29 protein-coding genes, 1 riboswitch and 1 other annotated feature (1 of these 31 running past the window's edge) are annotated in these 25603 nt (G+C 43.8%); of the genes, 23 read left to right on the forward strand and 6 right to left on the reverse strand.

Annotation, left to right across the window (positions count from 1 at the left end; all coding sequences use genetic code 11):
• From MHB41_RS06140 to MHB41_RS06155, 4 genes are all read left to right on the forward strand, one after another.
• Window positions 1-702, forward strand: a complete 702-nt coding sequence (locus MHB41_RS06140) for an SDR family NAD(P)-dependent oxidoreductase (RefSeq protein WP_175579094.1) — start codon at window positions 1-3, stop codon at window positions 700-702.
• Window positions 680-1465: an SDR family oxidoreductase gene (locus tag MHB41_RS06145; protein WP_217008618.1), complete on the forward strand. Its 786-nt coding sequence runs from the start codon at window positions 680-682 to the stop codon at window positions 1463-1465. Before MHB41_RS06140 ends, MHB41_RS06145 begins: the two co-directional genes overlap by 23 nt.
• A 93-nt stretch (window positions 1466-1558) precedes the next feature.
• Complete coding sequence (locus MHB41_RS06150) at window positions 1559-2515, forward strand: sugar-binding transcriptional regulator (RefSeq protein WP_340898873.1); 957 nt, start codon at window positions 1559-1561, stop codon at window positions 2513-2515.
• Between the two features lie 63 nt (window positions 2516-2578).
• Complete coding sequence (locus MHB41_RS06155; protein WP_024426788.1) at window positions 2579-2908, forward strand: hypothetical protein; 330 nt, start codon at window positions 2579-2581, stop codon at window positions 2906-2908.
• A gap of 129 nt (window positions 2909-3037) precedes the next feature.
• Here MHB41_RS06155 and MHB41_RS06160 read toward each other — a convergent pair whose 3' ends face one another.
• On the reverse strand, window positions 3038-4363 hold the full coding sequence (locus tag MHB41_RS06160) for an amino acid permease (RefSeq protein ID WP_070325746.1): 1326 nt from the start codon (window positions 4361-4363) through the stop codon (window positions 3038-3040).
• 329 nt (window positions 4364-4692) lie between these two features.
• Between MHB41_RS06160 and MHB41_RS06165 the strand changes: the two genes are divergently transcribed.
• Complete coding sequence (locus MHB41_RS06165; protein ID WP_176967502.1) at window positions 4693-5649, forward strand: ring-cleaving dioxygenase; 957 nt, start codon at window positions 4693-4695, stop codon at window positions 5647-5649.
• A gap of 32 nt (window positions 5650-5681) precedes the next feature.
• On the opposite strand, the gene MHB41_RS06170 is transcribed toward MHB41_RS06165, so the two are convergent.
• Window positions 5682-6971, reverse strand: coding sequence for a trypsin-like peptidase domain-containing protein (locus MHB41_RS06170; protein ID WP_176967501.1), 1290 nt, complete (start codon window positions 6969-6971; stop codon window positions 5682-5684).
• Window positions 6972-7139: 168 nt separating this feature from the next.
• On the opposite strand from MHB41_RS06170, the gene proG reads away from it, so the two are divergent.
• The 10 genes from proG to MHB41_RS06220 all read left to right on the forward strand — a co-directional run bounded on the left by proG (window position 7140) and on the right by MHB41_RS06220 (window position 17738).
• Window positions 7140-7964, forward strand: coding sequence for a pyrroline-5-carboxylate reductase ProG (gene proG, locus MHB41_RS06175; RefSeq protein WP_340898870.1), 825 nt, complete (start codon window positions 7140-7142; stop codon window positions 7962-7964).
• Between the two features lie 189 nt (window positions 7965-8153).
• The gene (locus tag MHB41_RS06180; protein ID WP_340898869.1) at window positions 8154-8978 is read left to right on the forward strand and encodes a M55 family metallopeptidase; all 825 of its coding nucleotides are present in this window, start codon (window positions 8154-8156) and stop codon (window positions 8976-8978) included.
• Window positions 8979-8996: 18 nt separating this feature from the next.
• On the forward strand, window positions 8997-9932 hold the full coding sequence (locus MHB41_RS06185; protein ID WP_034281489.1) for an ABC transporter permease: 936 nt from the start codon (window positions 8997-8999) through the stop codon (window positions 9930-9932).
• A complete protein-coding gene (locus MHB41_RS06190; RefSeq protein WP_034281490.1) occupies window positions 9929-10891 on the forward strand; it encodes an ABC transporter permease in 963 nt (320 codons plus the stop codon). The genes MHB41_RS06185 and MHB41_RS06190 overlap by 4 nt, the downstream gene beginning before the upstream one ends.
• Window positions 10892-10897: 6 nt before the next feature.
• Window positions 10898-11908, forward strand: coding sequence for an ABC transporter ATP-binding protein (locus MHB41_RS06195; protein WP_044331813.1), 1011 nt, complete (start codon window positions 10898-10900; stop codon window positions 11906-11908).
• On the forward strand, window positions 11908-13530 hold the full coding sequence (locus tag MHB41_RS06200; protein WP_340898868.1) for a peptide ABC transporter substrate-binding protein: 1623 nt from the start codon (window positions 11908-11910) through the stop codon (window positions 13528-13530). The genes MHB41_RS06195 and MHB41_RS06200 overlap by 1 nt, the downstream gene beginning before the upstream one ends.
• A 315-nt stretch (window positions 13531-13845) precedes the next feature.
• A complete protein-coding gene (locus tag MHB41_RS06205; RefSeq protein WP_034281493.1) occupies window positions 13846-14787 on the forward strand; it encodes an LD-carboxypeptidase in 942 nt (313 codons plus the stop codon).
• Complete coding sequence (locus MHB41_RS06210; RefSeq protein ID WP_327828150.1) at window positions 14784-15863, forward strand: dipeptide epimerase; 1080 nt, start codon at window positions 14784-14786, stop codon at window positions 15861-15863. Before MHB41_RS06205 ends, MHB41_RS06210 begins: the two co-directional genes overlap by 4 nt.
• Window positions 15863-16780 (forward strand): NlpC/P60 family protein, encoded by a 918-nt coding sequence (locus tag MHB41_RS06215; protein ID WP_327828151.1) that lies wholly within the window; start codon window positions 15863-15865, stop codon window positions 16778-16780. The genes MHB41_RS06210 and MHB41_RS06215 overlap by 1 nt, the downstream gene beginning before the upstream one ends.
• Complete coding sequence (locus MHB41_RS06220) at window positions 16770-17738, forward strand: oligopeptide/dipeptide ABC transporter ATP-binding protein (protein WP_041116397.1); 969 nt, start codon at window positions 16770-16772, stop codon at window positions 17736-17738. The genes MHB41_RS06215 and MHB41_RS06220 overlap by 11 nt, the downstream gene beginning before the upstream one ends.
• A gap of 39 nt (window positions 17739-17777) precedes the next feature.
• On the opposite strand, the gene MHB41_RS06225 is transcribed toward MHB41_RS06220, so the two are convergent.
• Window positions 17778-18659 (reverse strand): dimethylarginine dimethylaminohydrolase family protein, encoded by an 882-nt coding sequence (locus MHB41_RS06225; protein ID WP_340898867.1) that lies wholly within the window; start codon window positions 18657-18659, stop codon window positions 17778-17780.
• Between the two features lie 179 nt (window positions 18660-18838).
• On the opposite strand from MHB41_RS06225, the gene MHB41_RS06230 reads away from it, so the two are divergent.
• The 5 genes from MHB41_RS06230 to MHB41_RS06250 all read left to right on the forward strand — a co-directional run bounded on the left by MHB41_RS06230 (window position 18839) and on the right by MHB41_RS06250 (window position 21721).
• A complete protein-coding gene (locus tag MHB41_RS06230; protein WP_008346212.1) occupies window positions 18839-19360 on the forward strand; it encodes an acyl-CoA thioesterase in 522 nt (173 codons plus the stop codon).
• 114 nt (window positions 19361-19474) lie between these two features.
• Window positions 19475-19801, forward strand: coding sequence for a PadR family transcriptional regulator (locus MHB41_RS06235; protein WP_024424630.1), 327 nt, complete (start codon window positions 19475-19477; stop codon window positions 19799-19801).
• Window positions 19802-19805: 4 nt separating this feature from the next.
• Window positions 19806-20564, forward strand: a complete 759-nt coding sequence (locus tag MHB41_RS06240) for a hypothetical protein (protein WP_280149647.1) — start codon at window positions 19806-19808, stop codon at window positions 20562-20564.
• A 105-nt stretch (window positions 20565-20669) separates the two neighbouring features.
• The gene (locus MHB41_RS06245; protein WP_025092307.1) at window positions 20670-21158 is read left to right on the forward strand and encodes a small multi-drug export protein; all 489 of its coding nucleotides are present in this window, start codon (window positions 20670-20672) and stop codon (window positions 21156-21158) included.
• Between the two features lie 17 nt (window positions 21159-21175).
• The gene (locus tag MHB41_RS06250) at window positions 21176-21721 is read left to right on the forward strand and encodes a GNAT family N-acetyltransferase (RefSeq protein ID WP_340898865.1); all 546 of its coding nucleotides are present in this window, start codon (window positions 21176-21178) and stop codon (window positions 21719-21721) included.
• Between the two features lie 14 nt (window positions 21722-21735).
• On the opposite strand, the gene MHB41_RS06255 is transcribed toward MHB41_RS06250, so the two are convergent.
• Complete coding sequence (locus MHB41_RS06255) at window positions 21736-22779, reverse strand: trifunctional transcriptional activator/DNA repair protein Ada/methylated-DNA--[protein]-cysteine S-methyltransferase (RefSeq protein ID WP_025092309.1); 1044 nt, start codon at window positions 22777-22779, stop codon at window positions 21736-21738.
• A gap of 219 nt (window positions 22780-22998) precedes the next feature.
• Window positions 22999-23133 carry a YrzI family small protein gene (locus MHB41_RS06260; RefSeq protein WP_073204910.1) on the reverse strand — a complete coding sequence of 45 codons (135 nt, stop codon included), beginning with the start codon at window positions 23131-23133 and terminating at the stop codon, window positions 22999-23001.
• Window positions 23134-23355: 222 nt separating this feature from the next.
• A riboswitch (guanidine-I (ykkC/yxkD leader) is annotated at window positions 23356-23465 on the forward strand.
• Between the two features lie 66 nt (window positions 23466-23531).
• Between MHB41_RS06260 and MHB41_RS06265 the strand changes: the two genes are divergently transcribed.
• Both MHB41_RS06265 and MHB41_RS06270 read left to right on the forward strand, forming a co-directional pair.
• Complete coding sequence (locus MHB41_RS06265; RefSeq protein ID WP_041116412.1) at window positions 23532-23861, forward strand: multidrug efflux SMR transporter; 330 nt, start codon at window positions 23532-23534, stop codon at window positions 23859-23861.
• A complete protein-coding gene (locus MHB41_RS06270) occupies window positions 23858-24172 on the forward strand; it encodes a multidrug efflux SMR transporter (RefSeq protein WP_024424636.1) in 315 nt (104 codons plus the stop codon). Before MHB41_RS06265 ends, MHB41_RS06270 begins: the two co-directional genes overlap by 4 nt.
• 136 nt (window positions 24173-24308) lie before the next feature.
• On the opposite strand, the gene MHB41_RS06275 is transcribed toward MHB41_RS06270, so the two are convergent.
• Entirely contained in the window at window positions 24309-24494 is a 186-nt protein-coding gene (locus tag MHB41_RS06275) for a hypothetical protein (RefSeq protein ID WP_024424637.1), read from the reverse strand.
• Window positions 24495-24655: 161 nt separating this feature from the next.
• On the opposite strand from MHB41_RS06275, the gene purU reads away from it, so the two are divergent.
• On the forward strand, window positions 24656-25558 hold the full coding sequence (gene purU, locus MHB41_RS06280; protein ID WP_120207186.1) for a formyltetrahydrofolate deformylase: 903 nt from the start codon (window positions 24656-24658) through the stop codon (window positions 25556-25558).
• A gap of 43 nt (window positions 25559-25601) precedes the next feature.
• Window positions 25602-25603, forward strand: a binding site (T-box leader) (it continues 217 nt past the right edge of the window).

Genomic DNA, 25603 nt, shown 5'->3' on the forward strand with positions numbered 1-25603 from the left:
ATGCATGTGCACGTCCAGCTTCATCAGAAAGCGGCACTTGTGACAGGTAGCACAGATGGATTTGGAGAAGCCATCTGCCTGGCTTTAGCCCGGGCAGGTGCACATGTTTTTTTACACACGTTTCATGATGAATCAAAGGCTAAAACCATTCGTGAAGACATTCAAAAAATGGGCGGTCAAGCGAGTATCATTCAGAACCCGCTGGAAACGCCGCGTGATGCCACACGGATGCTGAGGCAAGTGATTGATACATGCGGTAAACTGGATATTTTGGTCAATCAAGCTGAACAAGGAGCGGACGCGGAGCTTGATGACGTGAGCCCAGATGAGTGGGTGGATGAAGTGGAATCGGCTGTGAATACCGTCTTTCTTTCCAGTCAGGCTGCCGTATGGCATATGGTTGATCAGAAGCAAGGCTGCATCATTAATATATCGTCATCAGGCAGTATCACAGGGGATGGCGGGATCTCACATGCTACATCAAATTCTATGCTGAATGCCATGACAAAAGGGTTAGCAAGAGAATTTAAAGACAAAGGTATCCGGGTGCTTGCGCTGCTGCCGCCGCCTCTCGATTTGGTTCCTGATACAGAGCAAATCAAGGAGACTGTGGCCCATATGACGGTGTTCCTCAGTACATCCTATGGTGCATTTACAGATGGCGCGGCGATTATGCTTGATGGGGGTGAGAGTGCTGGCTAATGTTCAAAAACCAGTTCTCATCGTTGGCGGAGCCCAAGGGATCGGAAAAGAAATAGCTGAGCGGTTTTTAAAAGAAGGGCACCAAGTCGCCGTGTCAGATATAGATGAAAAGGGACTTTCGCTCTTAAAGACACAGTATCCTCAGCTGCTGATATTTCAAGCTGACGTTTCATCGTGGGAAAGTGTTCAGCAAATGATATCAGCAGCTGAAAGGGAGCTGGGCGGTATTGCTCACCTTGTGTACTCAGCAGGAATGACAAAATCACTGCCTTTTTTAGAAGTCGATTTTTCACTTTGGAAAAAGACACTGGCTGTGAACTTATATGGTCTTTACTATTGCATCAAAGCGCTGGCACCCTATATGTGTGAGCGGCAGGAAGGCAGTGTTGTCATTATTGGATCGGGATCGGCAATCACCGGCTCAGGCGGCGGTATTCAATATTATGCATCAAAAGCAGGTGCTTTTGGATTGATGCGTTCGCTCGTAAAGGAACTAGGCTCGCATCAAATACGCATCAATGTGATTGCCCCCCGCGTCATTGAATCTCAAATGCTTGATACGCTCTATCCTACTGTAGAGGAGAAACGGCAGCTGCAATCACTCATTCCCATCGGAAGATTAGGAAAGCCTGAGGATATCGCAGGGCTCACTCTATTTCTTACACGTGGCGAGGGGAGCTATTTGCACGGACAGATTATCCTGTTAGACGGAGGGAGAACGTATCAGCCAAAATATACTGAGGGAAAAAGAGCGGAGAGTTAATCGCTCTTTTTGTCATTTTCATAACAATTGTTCCAATTGGAAACGAATGTTTGGTATACTGGTAATCATAGTATATTAAAAGGATGATGTCACATGCTGAATTGGGAAGAAAGACGACAGCTCGTCAAAGTTGCTCATCTTTATTATACAGACGGGTGGACGCAGCAGGAAATTGCAAAAAAGCTCAATGTCTCAAGACCAGTCATTTCAAAGCTCTTACAAAAAGCGAAAGATGTGGGAATCGTTGAAGTGTACATTAAAGACGAAAGCATTCATACGGTGGAACTGGAAAAGCAGCTAGAAACAACCTTTCAATTAACAGATGCGGTCGTTGTTCCAAGTGTCGGGACAATGTCTGAGATGGTGAAGCGGGCAGTCGGTCAAGCAGGCGCCTATTATTTGTCTAAAAACATGAAAGATGCGGAGAAAATCGGCATTTCATGGGGCACGACGCTTGCTGAGCTTGTCAAAGAATATCCTTTTGAACGAAGAAATGATGTGAAGGTCATTCCTTTAGAAGGCGGAATGGGCAGGCAGGCGGTCGACATTCATGCCAATCAGCTGGCATATGAGCTGGCAAAGAAAATGAACGGCACGTGTTCCTATTTATATGCCCCTGCGATTTTAAAAACAGAAGAATTAAAAGAACGGCTTATGGCGATGCAGGACATAGAAGCTGTGCTTGAAGAAGGCAGAAATGTGGATATTGCCCTCATCGGTATTGGCAACCCGCATAAAGGGTCAACTTTAAAAACAGTCGGTTATTTAAAAGAAGAGGACTTATCTGGTTTAAGGCAATCAGGGGCTGTCGGTGATATTGGCTTTCGTTTCTTTGATGGAGAAGGAAAACCTGTTCAAGATGAACTGAATCAAAAGGTCATTGGCTTATCGCTGGAACAATTAAAGAGCGTCAAAACGGTCATCGCTGTTGTAGAAGGCACCCATAAAGCTGAGAGCATTTTAGGGGCTTTAAATGGCGGCTTCATCCAAGTACTGGTGACAGACGAACTAACGGCGGCAGCCATTTTAAAGGAAGCATCCGTTCAATAAAAGGCTGGCAGCGTTCGAATGGTATAACAAGAGCAACATCAAACGAGAAAGGAGCTGTGTATCTTGAAGAAAACCGAAATGGAAGCAAACCTACACTGTACTCGGTGCCAAGAAGAGACCCTCCACAGCATCGTTTATGTGAATGATCAGATGAAAAGCGTTGAGTGTACAGAGTGTCATCAAAAGATCAGTGTGCAAGTCGACATCATGAAGGAATTTTACAAGGAAGTATACGAGAAAATAGCGACAAAGCCAAAGCGGATCACGCAGGAATATAAGTCGAACCTGAATGGATTTATCTCAAGACTCCCAATCCGTGTGCTTAGTAAGCCATACCGGCTCATGAGATATTTAAACGAATCATACAAAGTGATCAAACAATATAAAAAATGAAGCAGAGACCGTTTAGCACTCTGCTCCAGCCTGTAGGCAAGTCAGTCCTCCGCTCCGATACTCGTCTTTCCTAGACTGCAAAGGTTTTCTATTTTACGCTGAGAAGAAGGAAAAAAAGCAGAGCACTGTTTAGTGCTCTGCTTTATTTTGTGTTTTTTTCATATAATAATAAATAGGCAGTCCAGCCATCCCGATCAGCATGGAGATCAGGCAGCTTTTCCAATCGGTGATCATGGTGCTGATTAAAACGAATAATGAACCGATAATCGCAATGATCGGTGTCAGCGGGTAAAGTGGTACACTGTAAGCACGCTTCATTCCGCTGTTTTGTTTTCTCAGCTTAAAGACGGCGAAAAAGGCCATCACATAAAAGATGTAGATCATGAAAATCGAGACCTCAGACAGCTTCTCCGGATTACTGACGATCATAAACACAATGGCGATCAAAATTTGCACAAATACAGCGATCCAAGGTGTTTTAAACGTTGGGTGAATCCGCGAAATCGCGTTGGCGAAAGGAATCTGCTTTCGTTCTGCCATCGCAAAAATCACACGTGGGAATGAAAGAACCTTTCCGTTCAAACAGCCAAAGATGCTGATGATGATCCCAATACTAATGATTTTCCCGCCAATTGGCCCAAAGAGCATGGTAGCAGCTGTGCTTGTCGCATTTTCACCTAACTGGACGATTTGATCAGCTGGCAGCACGTGCAAAAGTGCGACATTAATAAAGAGATAACAAGCCGTCACGATTAAAATTCCGCCTGCCATTGCACGAGGAAGCAGTTTCTCAGGGTTTTTCATTTCACCCCCAAGCGCCGCAAGTAAAATCCAGCCATCATAAGCAAACAGCGTAGCCAAAATCGCTGCTCCGAAGTTCATTTGAGCGATACTATCGTTGACGGCCATCAAGATGTTTTCGTTACCTTTCCATATGCCAAACACAATAATCGCAGCAATTGGGACAAGCTTTCCGATAGTGGTCAGCCCCTGAACAAATCCGCCGTATTTTGTTCCCATGATGTTGATGATACATAAAAATAAAACGGTGATAATGCCGATCGTTGTAGACCATAAAGTCGAAAGAGAAAATAGATTGGCTAATAATGAACCAAAATAAAGACCAAGTGCACCAATGATGGCGGGTCCGTAAATAATAATCTGCACCCAGCCGCATAAGTAGCCCCAAAATTCACCATACACTTCTTCAAGATAGGCGTACAACCCGCCGGTTCTCGGGATTTGTGTACCAATTTCAGCGACAGTCAGTCCGCCTGCAAGGGTTAAGATGCCACCTAGCAGCCAAGCGAATAAGGCGATGTCTGAGCTTCCTGAATAGGAAAGGACGTTGCCTGGCTTCATAAAGACGCCTGACCCGATAATGGTCCCGATGACAAGAGATAGGGCGAAAAATAAGCCGATGTCTTGTTTTAACGCTGGTTGTTCTTTGTTCATTACACACGACCTCCTGCATCACTTTCGTACGTTACTGTGACATGTATTTTGTTCATTGTAATACGATTTTAGGAAAACAAGAATTAAAAAAATTTTCTGATTTTCGTATTTGTATTTGAAAGTGTTCGTTTATTGGAGATATTAGGGTGAATGTTGCGTTAAAAACGAACAATGAAAGTTTATTTTTGATTTAATGTTAATTTAATGGCCGGAAACCGAACATCCAGTAAACGTGCAGCCAAATGGTTGACTTTTCTTGAAAAATGAACTATTTTATTCATAAGGATATTATCTCGAATTCGAGATAATTTAAAATAGGAGTGAAAATAATGAAAATCAATGGGATTCACCACGTATCTGCGTTAACAGCCAATGCTCAGAAAAATATTGATTTCTACCGCCAAATCCTTGGCTTGAAACTTGTAAAGAAAACAGTCAATCAAGATGACCCGTCTATGTATCATTTGTTTTATGGAGATGAGGTCGCTTCACCAGGAACAGAGCTTACATTCTTTGAAATTCCAATGCTTGCCCGCCGTTTGGAAGGGACGAATGCGATCACAAGCACAGGTCTTCTCGTTTCTTCTGAAGAGGCACTCACGTTTTGGGAAAAGCGGTTTGAAGATAAAGGCGTGCAGCAAGAAACAGCTTCTTTGAGAGGCGGAAGACCTGCTTTGCGTTTTAAAGACCCAGAAGGGCAGCAGCTGTTTTTAACAGTAGAACCGAATACGCAAGAGGCAGGCTCACCGCCAGTGCATGATGATATTCCGGCAGAGTTTGCGATTAGAGGTTTAGGTCCAGTTGAATTAACCGTTGCAGAAGCTGACAAGACGATCCGTGTTTTAACGGACATCCTTGGTTTCACTGAAAGAGCACGTGAACAATCAAATAATGGTGAGATCGTGACCATTTTTGAGTCAGGAAATGGCGGTGCTGGAACAGAAATTCATGTGATCGAAAAAACAGAAGGGCCTTCTGAACGTTCCGGCAGAGGAAGTGTGCATCACGTCGCATTTCGCGTGAAGGATGCAGAGGAGCTTGAAAAATGGTATGAAAAAATCTCAAAAGCAGGCTTCACGAACTCTGGTGTTGTAGAACGCTTTTACTTTAAAGCTCTTTACTTTAGAGAGCCAAATGGTATTTTATTTGAAATTTCAACAGATGGTCCTGGATTTACAGTCGATGAAGGGGTGGATGAGCTTGGCGATCAATTAGCCCTTCCGCCGTTCCTAGAGCATAAACGAGCAGAAATTGAACAAAGATTAACGCCAATTCAGTCGTCATAAAAAAACAGCTCATCAACTGAGCTGTTTTTTTATTAGGAACTGACCTGCTTAGATTCAGATTGTGTTAATGTGACCTGCTTTGTTTCTTGTTTTCCGTTTCGAATGAGGGTGATGCTCACGGTGTCTCCTACTTTTGCATTCGTGTATAGCTCGTGACGTAATTCACTGCCAGTTTTGATTTGTTTCCCATTGATGCCGGTAATGACATCCTCTGACTTTAAGCCAGCTTTGGCGGCAGGTGAACCTGCGGCGATATCTTTGACATACACGCCTTGATTGAGCTGACTGCTTTTAAGTCCGAGAGTTTCTTTTTGATACACATTTGGAACTTGTTCGAGATCCAGCATGCTGATGCCGATATATGGACGTTCAATTTTTCCTTTTGCGAGAAGCTGATCAGCGATTGGTTTGACATCATTGATTGGCAGTGCGAACCCAATGCCTTCAACACCTGTTTCAGAGATTTTCATACTCGTGATCCCCACAACCTTTCCGTCTGTCGTCAGAAGCGGGCCTCCGCTGTTACCTGGGTTAATGGCTGCATCTGTTTGAATAACATTAATGCTGCTTTCGCCTGCTGATGTGTTCATAGAGACTGTTCGGTCGACACCGCTGACAATTCCTTGTGTCACCGTTCTTGAAAGATCTTCACCAAGCGGGTTTCCGATCGCAATGACGGTTTCTCCAGCACGCAGTGAGGAGGAATTGCCTAATGCCGCAACCTTCGTCACATGACTGCTGCTAATTTCCACAACGGCTAAGTCAGTGAGCGGATCAGCTCCAACCAGTTTTCCTTCAATGGTTTTGCCATCGTGTAAGGATACGGTTAGTTTATTTGCCCCTTCAATGACGTGGTTGTTTGTTAAGACATAGGCTTTATTGCCTGATTTTTTGAAAATCACTCCTGAGCCTGTACCGGTTTCTTCCTCTTGACTGCTTTTGTTTTGCTGTGATTCATCGAAAGGCGTATTGAAATCGCCAAAGCTCGTGTCTGTTTGAGTTTGTGCTTGGTAGTTTGTAATGCCGACAATAGCTGGTGATACATTTTCGACCATACTGGAGATGCTGCTTGATGAATTTGATGTTTGGACGGCTGTTGTTTTTGACGAATTCGTGTGATTTGTCGATACTGCTTCAGTTTTCGCTGCCGAATCATTTGCAGTGCTGTCTGATGAATGCTGAGCATATGGCGAAAGAACGTAGACACCTAACGCTAATGTACCGCCTACAACACCGCTGACAAATGGCTTAAACCAGCCGTTTGGCTTTTTCTGTTTTTGAAGTTGTTCAATTGTTTGTTTGTCATCTTTGTGCTGTGTCATTTCAATCACTCTCTTTCAATGATTTTTTCATGTATGTGTTTGGGTGTTTTACCGTATGTGGTGGGGACTGACTTTATCGTATGAAAAAAGTGTGGGATAAAAATGAAAACATTGTGGGAAATTGTTAAAATAAGTAGTGAATCTAAGCAAGATAGAGGAGATTAAACTGTGGAGACAATTGGAATCATTGGATATGGAAGTATGGCTGATATGATGGTGCAAAAGTGGCTGGAAAATGGGGTGCTGGATGCTCATCAAATCATGATCCATACAAGAAGTGAAACGGAGCGCCTTCATCAGCTCAAAGAAAAGCACCAAGAAGTCAACATTTGTTCATTAGACGAACTTTCTGCGTCATGTGATATATTGTTTGTCTGCGTGCCGCCGCTTGCTGTACTAAATGTTCTGGATCAGCTGCCTTCTAAAGGGAGAGCGGTACATATTGTGTCAGTAGCAGCAGCTGTGACATTAGAAAAGTTACAGGCGCATACAGCGCAGCCAGTATCCAGATACATCCCAACGCTCACGTCAGCTGTTGGGACAGGCGTATCCCTTGTTGCGCATGGTGCAGCCGCAGGACGTGAGGACAAGGAGCGTTTGCACCGGCTGCTTTCAGCTTTTAGCATCGTCAGGGAGGTAGAGGAAGACCGGTTTGATGCGGCGAGCAATTTGACAAGCTCATCTCCTGGTTTTATCGCTGCTCTTTTTGAAGAAATGGCAAAAGCGGCTGTGAGAAATAGTGATCTTTCCTTAGAGGAAGCGAATGAATTTTTAACGTATGCCCTTTTAGGAACTGGCCAGGTCCTTGTAGAACGAGGCCTAACCTTTGCTGAAACTGTCGATAGAGTGGCGACAAAAGGGGGAATTACAGGAGAAGGTGCTGAGGTCATTCAACAGCAGGCACCTCAGATGTTTGATGATTTATTTACACAAACCATGAAGAAATATGAACAGCTGAAATCTCAGATCAACGAAGCGGATAAACACCACTAAAGACATAGTTAGTGGTGTTTTATTTGTTAAAAAAATCCTTTCTAAAAAATCCTTTTGACCTGTATTATCTGAGTCTAAACTCCTTATTTTCGGACATTGTATTGAAAAATCAATCAAGTTCTCATATAATTTTTTAGAAAATTTAGAAAAATATACACAAATTTTATGTTTAATTAAAGGGGGATGGGAATGAAGCTCTATCTATCTGTCGATATGGAGGGAATTACTGGTCTAGCTGATCATACATTTGTTGATTCACGCCAGCATAACTATGAGCGTGGCAGACGCATTATGACCGGTGAAGTGAACGCCTGTGTAGAGGCGCTTGTCCAGCATGGTGCCACCGATATTTTGGTGAATGACAGTCATTCTAAAATGAATAATCTTTTGATCGAAGAACTACATGAAGAGGCAGTTCTCATATCAGGTGACGTAAAGCCTTATTCAATGGTGCAAGGATTGGATCAAACCTATGATGCAGCTGTTTTTTTAGGCTATCATGCAAGGGCATCAATGAAAGGTGTGATGTCACACAGTATGATTTTTGGGGTCAGACATTTTTACATAAATGATCATCCAATTGGTGAAATGGGCTTTAATGCGTATGTGGCAGGCTACTATGGTGTGCCGGTGATTCTTGTTTGCGGGGATGATCAAGCAGCACTTGAGGCAGAAAAGCTGATGCCTGGTGTGAAAACAGTGGCAGTGAAAGAAACCATCTCAAGATCTGCTGTGAAATGCTTACCTCCTGCCAAAGTCAATAAACAAATCTCGCAGCAAGTGGAAGCCGCGATGAAACAGATTGATCAAATGAAGCCGCTGACGCCTCCTGATCAGCCGCTGCTTAAGATTGAGTTTGCCAATTATGGACAAGCTGAATGGGCGAATTTAATGCCGGGTACTGCCATCATAGAAGGAACAACGACGGTGACGTACCAAGCAGACAATATATTAGAAGCCTATCAAGCGATGCTTGTCATGACAGAGCTTGCCGCACGTACAACATTTTGTTAAGTGAGGGGGAGACAGCAGATGGCCAGCTTTTTGTTCAAGCGTTTTATTGCGATGATTGCTACGATCTTAACGATTACGACTTTAACGTTTATTTTAATGAAGGTCATCCCAGGATCGCCTTTCAATGAAGAACGAAATACAAACGAAACCGTCCAGCGAAACCTCGAAAGCTACTATCACTTAGACGAACCACTCTATGTTCAATATGTCATCTATTTAAAATCCATTGTTACCTTTGATTTTGGTCCTTCCATTAAAAAGCCTTCTGAAAGTGTCAATGATCTATTGGCGAGAGGCTTCCCAGTCTCATTAGAACTTGGTCTTATCTCGATATTGATTGCTGTCATCTCTGGCATCCTGCTAGGGGTCATGGCTGCCCTCCGGCATAATGGTTTAATTGATTACATCGCCATGACCATTGCAGTTTTCGGTATATCCATTCCAAACTTTATCTTTGCTACCCTTTTAATTCAGCAGCTTGCTGTCAATTTGAAGCTCTTTCCTACAGCGATGTGGACAAGTCCAATGCATATGGTGCTGCCTACAATCGCCCTTGCTGTCGGCCCAATGGCCATTATCGCCAGGTTAACGAGATCGAGCATGATTGAAGTGCTGTCGCAAGACTATATCCGTACGGCCAAAGCAAAAGGGCTTTCTCCCTTTAAAATTGTATTTAAGCATGCGCTTCGGAATGCACTTTTACCCGTTGTGACCATTCTTGGAACACTTGTCGCAAGTATTTTAACAGGAAGTTTTGTCATTGAAAAAATATTCGCCATTCCTGGGATGGGAAAATACTTTGTCGAGAGTATTAACAACCGTGATTATCCTGTCATCATGGGAACCACTGTTTTTTACAGCATTATTTTAATCACACTTCTCTTCATTGTCGATGTGGCGTATCGTCTCCTTGATCCGAGGATTCAGCTGCATCAGAAAGGAGGAAAGGCATGAGTATACACCTTCAGCATGATCCACCGAACAGGCATCCTGAAGTGCCAGACGAATGGTTTTCTCCACGAGAGCAAAAGAAAACAGAAGCCCATGCCATTAAAAGACCCTCTCTTTCCTATTGGGCAGATACATGGAGGCGGCTGAAGCAAAATAAGCTTGCGATGTTTAGCCTATCGGTCTTGATTTTTCTTTTTGTCATGGCAGTCTTAGGCCCATTGCTTGCGCCAAATAGTGTGACAGAGCAGCGTCTTTCGATGCAAAATCTGCCGCCCTCGGCTGCTCACTGGTTTGGAACAGATGAGCTTGGACGAGATGTGTTCACACGCACTTGGTACGGAGCCCGTATTTCATTATTTGTGGGTGTCATGGCAGCCCTGATTGATTTTGCCATCGGCGTGATTTATGGGGGCATAGCGGGCTATAAGGGAGGCAAATACGACCATGTCATGATGCGGATTGTCGAGGTGCTCTACGGACTTCCTTATTTACTCGTCGTCATTTTATTGATGGTGCTCATGGGGCCAGGGCTTGTCACCATTATTGTAGCGCTCACTGTCACCGGATGGATTGGAATGGCAAGAATTGTGAGAGGTCAGGTTCTTCAGCTGAAAAGCCAGGAATATGTCCTTGCCTCAAAAACCTTTGGTGCCAAAAGCCTGCGGATCATTCGCCGCAACCTGCTTCCAAATACGATGGGGCCGATTATCGTCCAAATGACCCTGACTGTACCGACCGCGATATTTGCTGAAGCGTTCCTAAGCTTTCTCGGTTTAGGTATTCAAGCGCCGTTTGCAAGCTGGGGCGTGATGGCTAATGACGCTTTGCCGACTGTGCTGTCAGACAATGGACATTGGTGGCGTTTATTTTTCCCGGCATTTTTTATTTCACTCACGATGTTTTGCTTTAACAATTTAGGTGATGGCTTGCAAGATGCGCTTGATCCAAAGATGAAGAGGTGAAGCGCTTTGAAAAAAGTTCTACAAATTATCGATCTGCACGTCAGTTTTCGGACATACGGCGGTTCAGTTCAAGCAGTACGCGGAGTGAATGTCGATGTATATGAAAAAGAAACCCTCGCCATTGTGGGAGAATCAGGCTGCGGAAAAAGTGTGACATCACAAAGCATTATGAGGCTTCTGCCTGCATACAGCGCGCAAGTCGATCAGGGAGAAATCTGGTTTCAAGACCGCAACTTGCTGTCATTATCTGAAAAAGAAATGCGCGCCATACGAGGCGTGGATATTTCGATGATCTTCCAAGATCCGATGACAGCACTCAACCCAACCTTGACAATAGGAGATCAGCTGATGGAGGCGGCGAAGGAGCATCAAAAGCTGACGAAAAAAGAAGTGAAAGAAGCCGCCATACAGATGCTTGATTTGGTTGGTATTCCGCAGCCAAAGGAGAGACTAAAGCAATATCCGCACCAATTCAGCGGGGGAATGAGGCAGCGGCTCATGATTGCCATGGCACTGATTTGTGAGCCAAAGGTGCTGATCGCAGATGAACCGACGACCGCGCTGGATGTGACCATACAGGCACAAATTTTAGAGCTGTTTAAAGAGATTCAGAGGAAAACAGGGGTTACCATTATCTTAATCACACACGACTTAGGGGTCGTAGCCCAAGTTGCCGACCGGGTAGCGGTCATGTACGGAGGGAAAATGGTTGAAACCGGAACAAGGCAGGATATTTTTTACAGTCCGCAGCATCCTTATACAAAAGGGCTCCTGCAATCCGTTCCAAGACTTGATATGAAAGATGAACTGATTCCGATTGAAGGAAGCCCGCCTGATTTATTTGCACCGCCAAAGGGCTGTCCGTATACCGATCGCTGCCCGGCTGCCATGAAAGTGTGTGATCATATCATGCCGCACGAAACGCAGCGGTCACCTACTCATACAGTGCATTGCTGGCTTCAGGATGAGCGAGCGAACCAAGCGATGTTATCTTCAACACAAAGGGGGAGTTTTTGATGAGGAAAAAAGGGTGGATCATCAGTATTTGTTTGTTTATCATCATACTGCTCGCTGGATGTACAGCCAATGAGCAAGCAGGTAAAGGATCATCAAGCAATAAGGATGAAAAGAAAGTATTAACCTTAAATAACGAAAACGAACCGACGTCATTTGACCCGCCGATTGGTTTTAATAATGTATCGTGGCAAGGTCTGAATAACTTAATGGAGGGATTAACGAGACTGAATGAAAAGCACGAACCATCTCCTGCAATGGCGGAAAAATGGGAGATTTCAGAGGATGGAAAAACATACACATTTCATTTAAGAGACGGCATCAAGTGGTCGAATGGTGACCCAGTGAAAGCGAGTGACTTTGAATATGCGTGGAAGCGTCTGCTTGATCCGAAAACAGGCTCCTCTGCATCGTTCTTAGCATACATGATTGAAGGCGGAGAGGCATTTAACAGCGGAAAAGGAAAGAAAGAGGATGTAAAAGTCAGTGCTGAAAATGACAAAACGCTAAAGGTCACACTGGCATACCCGCAGAAATCGTTCTTAAATATGACCGCAAACCCTGCCTTTTTCCCTGTCAATGAGAAGGTAGCAGAGAAGGATCCAAACTGGGCAAAGGATGCCAATACCTTTGTTGGGAATGGACCGTTTCAGCTGACAGAATGGAAGCATGATGAGAGCTTCACTATGGAAAAAAGTGAGACGTATTGGGACAAAAAATCAGTCAAGCTGGATCAGGTAAAGTGGCTGATGATCAGTGATCGAAACACTGATTATCAAATGTATCAATCGGGAGATTTGGACACTGCCTTCGTTCCAGCAGAACAAAGTGAAAATTTGCTGAAAAATAAAGATGTGCAAATTGAAGATCAGGCCGGACTGTTCTTTTATCGTCTGAATGTGAACATGGAACCTTTTCAAAATAAGAACATTCGCAAAGCCTTTCAAATGGCGATCAACCCGCAAGATATCGTGGATTATGTCACGAAGAATAAAGAGAAGCCTGCCCGCGCCTTCGTTTCACCGGGGATTTTAGATTCAAAGGGTGATGATTTCAGAGAAGCTGGCGGCGATCTTGTCAAACAAGATACGAGTGAAGCTGCGAAGCTATTAGAAAAAGGGCTGAAAGAAGAGAACTATTCGAAGCTGCCGCCCGTCACATTAACATATAGCACAAAGCCTGAGAATAAGAAAAAAGCTGAAGCCATCCAGCAGCAATTAAAAGAAGCGCTGGGTGTGGACGTGAAGCTTGCAAACATGGAAGCCAATGTATTTGCAGAGGATCAAAAGGCGCTGAAATTCCAATTCTCGCAAAGTTCATTTTTAGCAGACTATGCAGATCCGATCAATTTCCTAGAGAGCTTCCAAACAGGGAATGCGATGAACCGGACTGGATGGTCAAACGACACCTATGATCAGCTGATTAAAAAGGCAAGCCAGGAAGCAGATGAACAAAAAAGAAACAGCATCCTTCATGATGCAGAGGCACTTCTCATTGAAGAAGCACCGATCATTCCAATTCATTTTTATAACCAAGTGCATTTGCAAAAAGAGGGCGTGAAGGGAATTGTCCGCCACCCTGTTGGGTATATCGATTTGAAATGGGCACAAGTAGATGGAGAGTAATTGAAGGAAAAGAGGAACACGGACGCTTTGAACAAAAGCGTCTCAGCGCGCGGACAAACCCTCGCATTCTTTGTCAGTCCTGCGCTCGGTACTCACGAATGTCAAATTCGCTCCGCTCCGATGCTCGTCCTTCCTAGGGCTGCAAAGGTTTTCAGGTCACGCTGAATAGAAGACAAAGGGCTAAAATAAAGATCATTTTAGCTCTTTGTCAACAATATGGGACGCTTTGAACAAAAGCGTCTGTTCCTTTATTTGTTCATGTTATGGAGAAGATGCCCATAGATTGTAAGAAATAAAGAGAAAGAGGGGATTGGCATGAACCAGCTGCCAGCGGCGCTTCAAACAGGGGATACGGTGGGGGTTATCGCACCAGCAAGCCCGCCTGATGAATTGAAATTAGCAAAAGGGATTGCCTTTTTAGAAAGCCTTGGGCTGAAGGTGAAAAAAGGGAAGTATCTTGATTCCCGGTACGGATATTTAGCAGGTCGTGATCATGAAAGAGTGGAAGATCTTCATGGCATGTTTCAAGATCCAGAAGTCAAAGCGGTTATTTGTGCCTGCGGAGGGTACGGAACTGGAAGACTTGCGGAAGTCATTGACTATGATCTCATTCGCCGGAATCCAAAAATCTTTTGGGGTTATAGTGACATTACGTTTTTACATACGGCCATCCAGCAGCAGACGGGTCTTGTGACTTTTCATGGTCCAATGCTTTCCTCTGATGTGGGACTTGAAGAGGTCCATCCGTATACGAAGGATACCTTTTTGCAGCTGTTCACGCCGAAGGCCTTTACGTATTCGCATCACTTGTCACCTCTTCATACCTTCTACCCCGGCACCGCTTCAGGGGACATCATAGGAGGGAATCTTGCCCTCATCGTGACAACACTTGGCACACCTTTTGAAATTGATACGAAGGGAAAGCTGTTGTTCATTGAAGATATTGACGAAGAGCCTTATAAAATCGATCGCATGATGCAGCACCTCACCTCTGCTGGAAAATTGGATGATGCGGCTGGATTCATCATTGGCGATTTTCATCAATGTGAACCAAAAAAGAAAGACCAGTCCTTAACCTTGGAACAGCTGTGGGAAACCTATATTGTGCCGCAAAAGAAACCCGCACTCGGCGGCTTTCGGATCGGTCATTCATCACCGAACTTTGCCATTCCGATGGGCGTGCAGGCTGCACTAGATGCGGCAGGGAAGAAACTGCACATTTCTCCAGGCGTTGCAGCGAAAGAGGCGATTAAATGAACATTGTGGATGTTCGTACATGCAGAACGAGTGTGCCGCTAAAAAAGCCTTTCAAAACCGCTTTAAGAACGGTGTATGACGCAGCATCTCTGATCGTCATCATCACATATGATCAAGGTGACGTCAGCTACGGAGAGGCAGTTCCCACATCGGTGATTACAGGAGAAACGCTGGAAAGCATCGACTATGCCATCTGTGAAGTGATCAGACCCATTTTGCTAGGGGCTTCCTTGGCAGAGTATGAACAAATCTTTTCTGCTATGAACCGCGTGCTCGCAAGCAACACAAGCGCAAAGGCTGCAATCGATATGGCCATTTATGATGGCTTAGCAAAGCAGGCAGGACTTCCGCTTTATCAATACCTTGGCGGATATCGTCATCAGCTCGAAACCGACTATACGGTCAGTGTAAACCGGCCGCTTGAGATGGCGGAAGATGCGAAGCAATACGCAGCCGAAGGCTTTCAGACGTTAAAGGTTAAAGTAGGAAAAGATGATATACACACGGATATTCAGCGGATCAAGCGGATTCGAGAAAAAGTCGGTCCGGATATTCAGATCAGGCTCGACGCCAATCAGGGCTGGACGTGGAAGGAAGCGATCACAGCCATTCGAAAAATGGAAGCGCTGAATATTGAACTAGTAGAACAGCCAGTGCCGAAAGAAGATATTGAAGGGCTGCGCCGTGTGACAGAAGCAACTGAAACACTGATTATGGCAGACGAAAGCATTTTCAGTTTTCATGATGCCATTAGGGTGCTTGAAACGAGAAGCTGCGATCTGATCAATTTAAAATTAATGAAATCAGGCGGCATAAAAGAAGCATTAAAAATCAATGCCCTAGCCGAAGCATACGGTGTTCAGTGCATGGTTGGCAGTATGATTGAGTCAAAGCTTGGCATTACAGCTGCGGCACATTTCGCCGCAAGCCAGCCGAATATCACCCGCTGCGATTTTGATGCCCCGCTTATGCTGAAAGAGGACTTGATAGACGGAGGAATCGTGTACAAAGGAAAAGACATATTTTTACCGCTGCATCATGGGTTAGGCATTCAAGGGGTGAAAGGAGTCTCATGATGATATACGAATCAAAGGTTCCAGTCGCTAACGTATGGACAGCGCCGCATTCGCCGAGAGAAATCGATCAGAAGGTACTTCAGGACTCCATCAACATCAAAGAGTGGATTGACCAGCAAACATATGAAGAAAAGCTGGCTTTATGTGAAGAAAATTTGATTCAATCTCAAATACTGCTCGGCGAACGAGTGATTGGATTAGAAGAGACAGATGGCTGGATAAAAGTCGTCATACCGCAGCAGGCCAGCCGGAAACATCCAGAAGGCTATCCAGGCTATATACCTGCTGAGCAATTAAACCAAGTAACTGAGGGAAGTGCGTCAGCTGTATCTCTTATCGTTTGTCAGAAAAAAGCCACGCTATATCAAAACGGGGAACCAGATATGGAGATTAGTTTTTTAACAGAGCTGGCAGCAGCCAAAGAAACTGATGATCAATTTCATGTTGTCACCCCAGTAGGAATAAGAGAAATCAACAAAGCGGATGTACGCCCAGGCTCACATGCTTTCTCTCTGACAGGCAAAGATGTCGTAGACGCAGGAAAACAATTTATAGGCCTTTCGTATTTATGGGGAGGCATGAGCAGCTTTGGCTATGATTGTTCAGGCTTTGCTTACAGCATGTACAAAGCGTGCGGATATCTTTTGCCGAGAGATGCAAGTGACCAAGCTGTTCAAGGAACGCCGGTTACATCAAGCCATTTAGAACAAGGCGACTTGCTGTTTTTTGCAAATGAAAACGGAAAGGGAGCGGTCCGCCATGTAGGGATCTACGCTGGGAACGGGATGATGCTTCATTCGCCTAAAACTGGCAGACAAATTGAGCTTCTCTCCCTTTCTGGCACTTCATATGAAAAGGAATGGGCAGGTGCAAGGCGGTATTTACCAAGCGAGAGGAGGAGCGATCATGACAGTTGAACCACTCTTACAAGTAAACAACCTTAAAAAACATTTTCATCTATCGAAAGGGAGAACCTTAAAAGCGCTGGATGGTGTCTCTTTTCAGCTGAAACAAGGAGAAACCTTTGGTCTCGTTGGTGAGTCTGGCTGCGGCAAATCCACACTTGGAAAAGTGCTCATGCGTCTTTATGAACCTACAGATGGTGAAGCCTTATATGAAGGGAAAAGTCTTCACCACCTTTCTAAAAAAGAATCATTTGATTTCAACCGGCAAATGCAAATGGTCTTTCAAGATCCGTATTCCTCGTTAAATCCAAGACTGTCAGTAAAAGATATTATGCTGGAGCCAATGGAGATTCATCAGCTTTATGGCAGTCAAAAGAAAAGGATTGCCCGCGTGAAAGAACTGCTTGAAGCGGTAGGATTAAGCTATGATTTTGCCACCCGTTATCCGCACGAATTTAGCGGGGGACAGAGGCAGAGAATCGGCATTGCAAGAGCACTTGCCTTAGCGCCAAAATTTATTGTGGCAGATGAGCCGATTTCTGCACTAGACGTCTCCGTCCAAGCGCAGGTCGTGAACCTGCTGAAAAAACTGCAAAAAGAGGAAGGATTAACTTTTCTTTTTATTGCACATGACTTGTCCATGGTGAAATATATTAGTGACCGGATCGGTGTCATGTATTTAGGTCATCTCGTCGAATTGACGACGAGTGATGCATTATATCAAACACCGCTTCACCCATATACACAAGCCTTGCTGTCTGCCATCCCCATTCCAGATCCTGACGTAGAGGACAAGCGCAAAAGGTTTATTTTAAAAGGAGAAATTCCAAGTCCAGTGAACCCGCCAAGCGGCTGTGTATTTCGAACACGATGTCCTGCCGCGATGGATGTGTGTGCTGAAAAAAAGCCGACATTACAAGCGGTGGAAGAAGGACATGAAGTCGCCTGTCATTTATACAATAGAAAATAGGACAAGCCCGATAAAAAGCCAGCAAGTAGACAAACTGTTCTACATGCTGGCTTTTTTAGTGGATGAACGCCGAATAGGCAATGTACAGCATCTGAAAGAGCCGCCAGATTTAATAATTTCCGAAAAGTCCACTTTAATAACGGTGTACCCGTGAGCGGTTAATAAAGCATTTGTTTCTTGGTTGCTGGGCAGGCTGATCACTTTTTTCTGCCCAATGGATAAAACATTTGGTCCAAGTGTGAATTGCTCTTGTTCGCTGATTTCAATCAAATCATAATACGTTTTGAGCAGCTGGAGATCCTTTTGCTTAAACGCTTCAGGATAAATGATGATCTCGTCATGAGACAGAATATTCATCACACAATCAAGATGCAAAATGTGAGGAGGAAGGTGAATCGGAATGATGTCATGATCCGGCAGCTCCTTTTTGAGCTGGTAGATAGCGGCTGGACTAGTTCTTTTGCTCGTGCCAACAAACACACGGTTCTGATCCACAAGCACATCGCCGCCTTCAATCGTTCCGTCTGTCAAAGTGACAGCTGACCACCCTTTTGCGTGTGCCCATTCTTTTAGGTATTGTTCTTCCCCTTGCCGAACCGGAGCGGCCATACTTGAAACAAACAATGTATGTCCAATCGTAAACCCAATATCCCGAGTGAAGACTTGCTCAGGGAAGCGGTCATTCGCCGGGAGCAGGATGGGCCGTACTTGATTCTCTTTAAGGGTTTGGATCAATTGCTTATGCTGAGCGACTGCTTTCATTTGAGAAATATTTTCTTTCGCAAAATGTTTCTGGGTTTCGTTAATAATTTGTTTGATTTCCATATAAATAGGACTGCATAAAAGAACTTCTTCTAAATCGTCGTATTCACTCATGCATTGCGGCATTTTGTATAATTGCTCTGCTCTCATAGAATCCATCAAATGGCCTCCTTGTTCATTCATAGTTCTATTATTCCTTCTTCTAGCCATGGTTGAAACATTTCCGAAAGAAAATCTCTCACATAAGACTAAAGCTAAAAGTTTAGACAAACCTAAAAGAATAGTGTTTAATAAAAGTCGTTCCGCATCCACGAAAACAGCAAGAAGGAGCTATGATGATGAGTGAAGAAAATTTCAAATACTGCAAGGAATCGAAAGTTGTTAAAACCAGCAGGGTGTTCCCTCTCGATACGAATAACCACCAAACGTTATTTGGCGGGAAATTAATGAGTTATATAGATGACATTGCCTCCATCTCGGCTGCAAGACACAGCCGCAGTGAAACGGTCACAGCTTCAATGGATTCTGTTGACTTTTTAGAGCCGATTGGACAAAAGGAGTCCGTATGCTTGGAATCCTATGTCACATGGGTGGGCACGTCTTCTATGGAAGTGTTCGTCAAAGTCATTAAAGAAAACTTGATGTCTGGAGAGCGCAGACTCGCAGCAACTTCATTTCTGACATTTGTCTCATTAGATGAAAACGGAAAGCCTAAACGAGTCCCGCAGGTGATGCCGGAAACAGAGGAAGAGATCATGCTTCATCAAACAGCGAAGCAGCGGGCAGAGGAAAGAAAAAGCCGCCGAAAGCATAGTAAGGCGCTTGCTGACGCACTTGGGACAGATAAGCCTTGGGCGTAAAAATCACCCTTTAAGCGGTGATTTTTTTCTGTGTCAGTATCTTGCATGGCAAGATAGTGTATGGTAAGATGAAGCTATCTTGTGATGCAAGGTACTGGAATCGGAGGAACAATCATGACAACATCCACACAAATGCTAAAAGGAATTTTAGAAGGCTGCCTGCTGTCGATTATTTCTGAGGGCGAAATTTATGGGTATGAAATGACGAAGAAGCTCGCGCATTATGGGTTTGATCAAATAAGTGAAGGCAGTATCTATCCGATTTTGCTGCGTATGCAAAAGGAACAGCTGGTGACCACCGTCACAAAAGCGTCAGCGACCGGCCCGAAAAGGAAATACTATACGCTCACACAAGCGGGAGAACAAGCGCTCACAGAGTTTATTGACCGCTGGAATGAGCTTTCAAAAAATGTAAACCGCTTATTACAAAAAGGGAAGTGAGATTATGGTATCAAAAGAAACAAGACACATTCTACTAGAGCTGCAACTTTATCTCATATCAAAGGGAAAAAATCAGGGTGAAATCGATGAGCTGATGGACGAACTGACAGCACATGCGGTTGAGGCTGAAAAAGATGGGAAAACAGGTGAGGATGTGTTCGGTGGAGATCCGCGGGGCTATGCTGATGAACTGGCAAAAGAGCTGTCAGGGAATCATAAAGACTGGGTGCCATTCGTCAGTGCTTTCTTAATTGGATCGCTTTTTTACATGATTTTAGCAGATGCAATCAGCCAAAACTTATCCTATTCTTGGTTTGCTTTGATTGGATATCCGCTCGTTTTAGTGGCCAATGTCATCATGATCATTGTGATGTTTAGAGCGTCCGCTTTTCAAACAAGCAGCCGGGTATTTCTCTACTTTTGGATGTTAGGAATCTTTCAGCTGACAGCGATGGTCACAATCAAACTATTGGATCAAAAAGTCGGCACACCACTACTTGTCCTTACTTCTGGTCAAAGGTGGGGCGTCATTTTGCTCATGCTGCTATGTATCGTTGTATTTAATGCAATCTTAAAGGCGAATGTCGTTTCATTGATTCCGATTATCTTTTTCGGACCGCAGCTCATCTTCGAATGGATTGGCTGGACGTCACCAAGTGTGATTTTGCTGCAAAGTCTGCTATCTATTGTGATTTTCATAGGGCTTATATTCATTGTACTGCGCCGGACAAATAAGAAAAATGAAAATACGAATGTAAACTGAGCACATCCTATCCGATGTGCTTTTCTTTTTCTAAAAAAATGTAGAAATGGAATTGTCTTTTTCATTACAATGGGGAGAGGACAAAAATGAAAAGGGGTTCTGTTTTTGGATATTGTATGGGGATATGTACTCGTTTTTGTATTGGCTGCCTTGCCTTTTTTTGAAGTGATTGGTGTCGTTCCATTCGCAATCTTAAGTGGGCTGCATCCTGTGACAACGGCTGTGATTGGATTCATCGGCAACTTTTTGACAGTCTTGCTTCTCATTGTGTTCGTCGACCGGTTTAAAGCATGGTGGTTAAAAAGAAAAGAGGAAAAAGGTGATGAAAAAGGAGAGAAAAAGCAGCTGCGGGCGAGAAAAATTTGGGAACGATACGGTCTGCCTGGGTTAGCACTCATAGGACCTTTTATCATCGGCAGTCATTTAGCAGCCTTGATGTGCATGAGCTTTGGAACGAAAAGAAAGCAAGTCGCGGTGTGGATGACCGTCAGTTTAATGATGTGGACAGCGCTGGCTGCAAGTTTAACCGGTGCGGGCTTCCATTACTTTGCCCCAGATTCAAATGGATTGTTCGGAGATATTTTTAGCAAGTAAAAAAGGGGGGATCATCAATGACAGTTCAAACAAGAACAGTATTTGAAACAGAGCGCCTGAAACTGAGAACGATGAATGAACATGATGCGTCATTTTTATATGACGAGCTGTTCCAGGATGAAGAAGTGATGAAGTATTATCCTTCTTTGAAGGATGAACAGCAGACAAAAGAGTGGATTGCATGGAATCAAAAAAATGACCGCATGTACCACACCTCGCTATGGATCATTGAAGATAAAGAAACAAATGAACGACTTGGACAAAGCGGCATTGTCCTGCAAAACATTGAAGGACAAACCGAGCTTGAGATTGGCTATATGCTAAAGAAAGCGGCGTGGGGGAATGGCTATGCTGCTGAGGCTGCAAAAGGCTGCCTTACCTATGGATTTGAAGAAATGAAGGTCAGACGGATGGTCAGCCTAATTCGTCCTGAGAATGAAGCGTCGGTGAAGGTCGCTTTAAAAATGGGCATGAAAAAAGAAAAAAACATTTCAAAATGGGACCAAATCATTGATGTATACAGCATCACCCGTAACGGAGAAAACGGCTCGCTTACCGAATAAGCAGAGCCGTTTTTTTATGCACGCTGTTCTAACTGAAGCAAATATTTCTTCCGTTCAATCCCTCCGCCGTAGCCTCCAAGCTCACCACTTGTTTGAATCACGCGGTGGCAGGGAATGATAATCGCCAATTGATTGGCACCATTTGCATTACCAACGGCACGAACCAAATGCGGATCGCCTAGTTTCGTGGCTAGATCTCGATAGGATCTCGTTTCGCCTGCGGGAATGCGTGAGAGCTGGTCCCACACCTTCATTTGAAATGGGGTGCCATGTAAAGAAAGCGGTACAGTAAACTTGGTCAGCTTTTTCTCAAAATATAAGGCCAATTCCTTTGCTAATTGCTGATGGACGTTTGTTTCTCCAACTAAAATGCGGGCATGATGCTTCTTTCTTAATGTTTCAATTTCTTTTTCGAGTCCACGCCTGTCCATAAACTCCAGTAAATACACATGTGTGGCATCTGTCACACTCATCATCCGCCCGATCGGTGTGGAAATAAAATTAGCATAGAGAATGTGAATCTGTGCTTTTTTAGGGGGATTTCCCATGATTTTCGTAAATGCATCATTGAAGGCACTTGAAGATTCATAGCCGAAAGTGACCTGCTGATCGATTACTTTTTTTCCGTTCAAAATTTCTTTAAAGGCAAGTCCCATTCGGCGAGATCTTGCATATTGTACAAAGGTCATGCCGTAAATGTCTTTAAATTTTCTTCGAGCTGTGGCAGAGTGAATCCCTAATTGGCGGAAGTCCTCTTCCTTCCAGCGTTTCTCAGGATTTTTTTCTACTGCTGAAACGAGTGTTTTGACTTCTTCAGGAATGCTGTTCGGGTATGTTAATGGTGTGCAGCGCTTGCAAGGGCGATACCCTGCCAGCAGTGCTTCCTCCGCTGTAAAGAAAAACTCACAGTTTTCAAATTTTGGCTTTCTGGCCGTACATGTGGCATGACAGAAGATGCCAGTTGTCTTAATACAGGCAAAGAATGTGCCGTCATATTGCGGATTCTTGTCAACAAGTGCTTGATAAAATTCATGTTTTTGTTCATCGGTCATCATCATATGAATCCACCTCTTAATTTTCTATAAAATGTTTTTCAGCATTATTTGGAGTACAACGGATGATCTGTAAATGCATCATCCTAAAGTTGAACGTTCATCACATCAATCTGATTTTATTATATCAGCGGTGTGATCGTTGCTGTACCCGGAATAGATCCTTCTCCCTCGTATAACAATCAAGCATCATTCTCCTTCTTTTCTCATTTTTCACTTCCTGTTTTAGTTCATATATTTTAGCTGCTTCTGTTTCATTTCTTCATAAAATGCTTCAACTTCTTGTTCGTAAAGTACGGTCTCCATGTCCTTGTATTTACGCTTAATCGTCAATGTCATAAAAAATAAATGAATTGTCATATACGCTCGTTTCCCTTCAGTTCGCAGCATGTGAAACAGCCCGCAGATCTTCTTTATCAGTTGACCTGTTTCTAACCCTTAGTATACGGAGGTCCCATAAAATTTCTTTCGAAAAATGAACAAGTATATTTACGTGTGGCAAGCAAAGCGGTAGACCGGTATTTCGGGGTGTGATACAATTTTGACACACAGAATCTGCTTTAAGTCAGATCTGCTTATTAAGAATTGGTTTTCTAGGGTTCCGTGCGGGTGGCGCAGTCTGGACCGAGAGAAAACACATAAGGTCTACACAATAGACCGTATGTACACGGAGGGATAAAAGCCCGGGAGATTTGATCAAACGATCGATTTCCGGGCTTTTTTTGTTGGTTGGAATCGTTCAGAAAGGAAGGGATTAGATGAAATGGGGAAATGTCTTTATTGCGGCGATCTTTGAAGTCGGCTGGGTGATGGGGTTGAAATATGCTGACTCTTTATTGGAGTGGGCCGCAACCATCGTTTGTATTGTCGTCAGCTTTTATTTACTCCTGAAAGCCACGACTGTACTGCCAGTTGGCACACTTTACGCCGTTTTCACCGGACTTGGGACAGCAGGTACTGTCATAGTAGGTATGGTAATGGGTGAGCCGGTACAGCTAGTGAAATTACTTTTAATCATGGTGCTTTTAAGCGGTGTATTAGGGCTCAAACTGACCACGGGTGAAAAGAAAGGGGAGACTGAATCATGAGCTGGCTTTTACTTATTGGTGCAGGCATTTTAGAAATGCTTTGTGTCACCATGATGAATCAATTCCAGAAAGACCGGCATGTCAAATGGATTTTATTCATTGCAGCTGGATTTTCGCTGTCCTTTCTCATGCTCTCTCTTGCGATGAATACAATTCCGATGGGAACGGCATACGCCATTTGGACTGGCATTGGAGCTGCTGGAGGAGCCATTGTCGGCATGCTGTTTTACGGTGAGTCTAAGGACGCAAAACGTATTTTCTTTATCGCACTGATTTTATCTGCGGCGGTCGGGTTAAAAATCATTGAATAAGAAAAGGCTGGCATCTGTCTGCCAGCCTCTCGATGTAGACAAACCCTCGCATTCTTTGTCAGGGCTGCAAAGGTTTTCTATCACGCGTTAAAAGTAGAAAAAGGGCTCAAATAAAAATCATTTGAGCCCTTTTTTGTTACATCGAATGATGATTGGAATCGTTTTCATTTTTGCGGTAAAGCTGACTCACTAGAAGAAAACAGACACCAAATGTGAGTAAAGGAATGAGTCTCTCACCGGCCATAAAAAGATAAATACCTGTGATCAGACATACGATGCCGAGCCAAAAGCTCACTTTACCAAACAAAGTCATGCTTTTCATCTCCATCACTCCTTTTGTGATAAAAGGTCTACTCATATTATATCACGCTAGGTGCGAAATTGAATGAATATTCAATAAAAAATAGACTCTTCATTGCTTTTTCTCTTTCCAGTCCAGTATAATATTTCATTAGAATGAAAACGTAAATGAGGTCATGATACATGAGAACATTGATTACAGAGAAACTTGAATTACACAGACAAAAGCACGAGCAAAAAGGCAGATTACTTGTCAGCTGCCCGGATCAGCCTGGTATTGTATCAGCTGTTTCTTCCTTTTTATTTGAGCACGGAGCGAACATCATTGAATCCAGCCAATACACAACCGATCATGAAAGCGGCCGGTTCTTTTTAAGAATTGAATTTGATTGGAAAGACATCTCGGCGAATATGGATCAATTGAAAAATAGCTTTGAGCCAATCGCAGCATCATTTCAAATGACGTGGAGCATGTCGCGTGCAAGTGAGCTGAAAAAGCTGGCAATCTTTGTCTCAAAAGAGCTTCATTGTCTGCATGAGCTTCTATGGGAATGGCAAAGCGGAAATTTAATGGCTGAAATCGCAGTTGTGATCAGCAATCATGAAACGGCAAAAGATACAGTAGAATCGCTTGGAATCCCATTCCATTTTGTAAAGGCGAACAAAGACATTCGCAAAGAAGCTGAAAAAGAGCAGCTCGCCTTATTAGAAAAGTACGACATTGATGCGGTTGTGCTTGCCAGATACATGCAAATTTTAACGCCTGGATTCATTGAAGAGCATCCGAACAAAATCATTAATATTCATCATTCCTTCCTGCCAGCATTTATTGGTGCAAACCCCTACAAGCGGGCATATGAGCGGGGAGTCAAATTAATTGGTGCGACTTCTCATTATGTCACCAATGATTTAGATGAAGGACCGATCATTGAACAGGATATTGAGCGTGTAGATCACCGGGATGATGCGGAGGCCCTGAAAAATATTGGCCGGACAATTGAGCGCAGTGTGCTTGCACGTGCTGTCAAATGGCACCTTGAAGATCGCATTATCGTTCATGAGAATAAAACGATTGTCTTTAATTGACCGCTTGACTTTTCTTTAGCAATTGGTGATAATATAAAAAAATTA

This window comes from Bacillus sp. FSL H7-0578 (assembly GCF_038630855.1).
Classification (GTDB): domain Bacteria; phylum Bacillota; class Bacilli; order Bacillales; family Bacillaceae; genus Bacillus; species Bacillus safensis.